Source organism: Nostoc sp. CHAB 5715 (genome assembly GCF_020829685.1).
Taxonomy (GTDB): domain Bacteria; phylum Cyanobacteriota; class Cyanobacteriia; order Cyanobacteriales; family Nostocaceae; genus Nostoc.
Genome location: NZ_JAIVFR010001079.1, coordinates 1 through 2,362 on the forward strand (window position 1 = coordinate 1; position 2,362 = coordinate 2,362).

Sequence of the window (2,362 nt, forward strand, 5' to 3'; positions counted from 1 at the left end):
GCTTTAATTCCGGTTCCCCCCTTAAAAAGGGGGGTTAGGGGGGATCGATAAGTGCCTAAAATTACAGCCAACCACTTTTCAAACAACCTCTTAAGAAGGAATAAAGGTGTACTGAGTTTTTTTCAAAAATCAAATATGAGTCCTATAGTAAATAACTATATAATGAAAAACTTTCAGGAGGAGCGGTAGTGAGCCTACAAACTCTCGTTGACCAAGCCACCATCCCCCCAGATTCAGGGTCAGCATCCAGTCCCTTTGATGCAGATAGCTTTAATGAAGCTGTCATGTCTACCTACGCCCGGTTTCCCTTAGCCCTAGAACGGGGTGCTGGATGCCGGGTTTGGGATACACAAGGGCGAGAATATCTGGACTTTGTGGCTGGAATTGCCACTTGTACTTTAGGACACGCCCACCCAGTGATGGTAGAAGCGGTGACACGCCAAATCCAGAAGCTGCACCATGTCTCTAATTTGTACTACATTCCTGAGCAAGGTGAATTGGCAAAATGGCTTGTTGAACATTCTTGTGCCGATCGCGTATTTTTCTGCAACTCTGGTGCTGAAGCTAACGAAGCCGCAATCAAACTGGCGCGGAAATATGCCCACACAGTATTAGACATTGAAAAACCGATTATCTTAACCGCCAATGCCAGTTTTCACGGACGGACTTTGGCAACGATTACCGCTACAGCACAACCGAAGTATCAAAAATATTTTGATCCCTTGGTTCCTGGTTTCCACTACGTAAATTACAACGATATTAACGCTGTGGAAGTGGCGATTAGCGAGTTGGATGAAGGCGATTATCGGGTAGCGGCGATTCTGATTGAGCCATTGCAGGGAGAAGGCGGTGTGCGTCCGGGAGATATTGCCTATTTCAAAAAGCTCCGGCAGATTTGCGACGAAACTGGCATTTTATTGATTTTTGATGAAGTGCAAGTTGGCATGGGGCGCAGTGGTAAATTATGGGCTTACGAACATCTCGGCGTTGAACCGGATATTTTCACCAGTGCCAAAGGCTTAGGTGGCGGTATTCCCATCGGCGCAATGATGAGCAAGAAATTCTGTGATGTTTTTCAACCAGGGGAACACGCTAGCACCTTTGGCGGAAATCCTTTTGTGTGTGGTGTAGCACTTAGTGTTTGCCAGACATTGGAACGAGAAAATATTTTGCAGAATGTGCAAGACAGGGGTGAACAATTGCGATCTGGATTGAAGGCGATCGCAGCGAAATATCCTCAGCACATTGGCGAAGTTCGGGGTTGGGGTTTAATCAACGGTTTGGAGTTGCGAACCGATATTCAACTAACCGCAGCAGATATCGTCAATGCTGCCATCAACGAGGGTGTATTACTCGTACCAGCCGGGCCAAAAGTAGTCCGCTTTGTGCCACCGCTAATTATCACGGAAGTAGAAGTAAACACTGCCTTGGAAGCTGTAGACAAGGCGATGTCTAACGACAAGCCGCAGGGCGTCTACGCAACTTTCACCAAATAGAATATTGTTTATTTTGTGTAGAGACGTTGCAATGCAACGTCTCTTTTTCATTCTGGGGAAATTTCCCGATAAGCTTGCCGACACTGCTCATAATTATCTGGCAAAATCTCGGCATTACCAAAACATAATTGCTCGTGAGTGGTAATTAAAGTTTCATAAGGCTGTATAGGAGTCACAGACGATCGCAGCAATTGCAAATATTCTCCATCTGTGCGACTGAGTTTGTGGGGTGCGATCGCGTTTTGATGCAACTGCTGCAACATCGCTAAATAGACACAACGGCAAGCTTCACGGTAGTTTCCCTGACGGTAAAATTGTTGCGATCGCTCCAACAAAAGGGCTATGGATGACTCACTAGAGCGAGTTTTTAAGCGAAAATCAGTGAGATTGCCAGTTTTATTCAGCCAAGAATATACATAAGGACTGAATTCTTGCCATAATCGCCAACCTACCCAAGCGATAAATAAACCTAGTACCAGCCAAAACAGGAATTTCAGCAATTCACCTAGCCTTGGGCTAATCGACCATCCACTAGGCAATTCTGGCATTGCGCGTTCAAAGCGGTAAAACTGGTATTCCCACCATTCTCCCGCTTGTTGTTTAAATTGAGAAAGCTGCCAACTCCAGCTAGTTTTTTCAAAAGTATCTGTCATAGTGGGGAGTGGGGAGTGGGGAGTGGGGGGGGGGGAGGGGGGAGGGGGGAGTGGGGAGTGGGGAGCAGGGGAGGCAGGGGAGCAGGGCTTTCAAGGGTAGGTATTTAAAAATTAGGCAGAGGAGAAGGTGATTTGGGAAACATTAAGTTCTGGAGTAAATGTGGGCCAGGGTTCAGGAAAAAAGCCACCTTGTGGTAATGTTAAATGATTAAG

Annotated in this window: 2 protein-coding genes; one reads left to right on the forward strand and one right to left on the reverse strand. The window is 46.3% G+C overall.

Translation table 11 applies throughout. The features are described 5' to 3' along the window. The first annotated feature begins 188 nt into the window (after nt 1–188). Nucleotides 189–1,496 (forward strand): aspartate aminotransferase family protein, encoded by a 1,308-nt coding sequence (locus LC574_RS36115; RefSeq protein ID WP_229458431.1) that lies wholly within the window; start codon nt 189–191, stop codon nt 1,494–1,496. A gap of 47 nt (nt 1,497–1,543) precedes the next feature. Here the strand turns inward: LC574_RS36115 and LC574_RS36120 are convergent, their stop codons facing one another. Continuing rightward, nucleotides 1,544–2,149, reverse strand: coding sequence for a DUF4129 domain-containing protein (locus LC574_RS36120; protein WP_229458433.1), 606 nt, complete (start codon nt 2,147–2,149; stop codon nt 1,544–1,546). Nucleotides 2,150–2,362 lie beyond the last annotated feature (213 nt).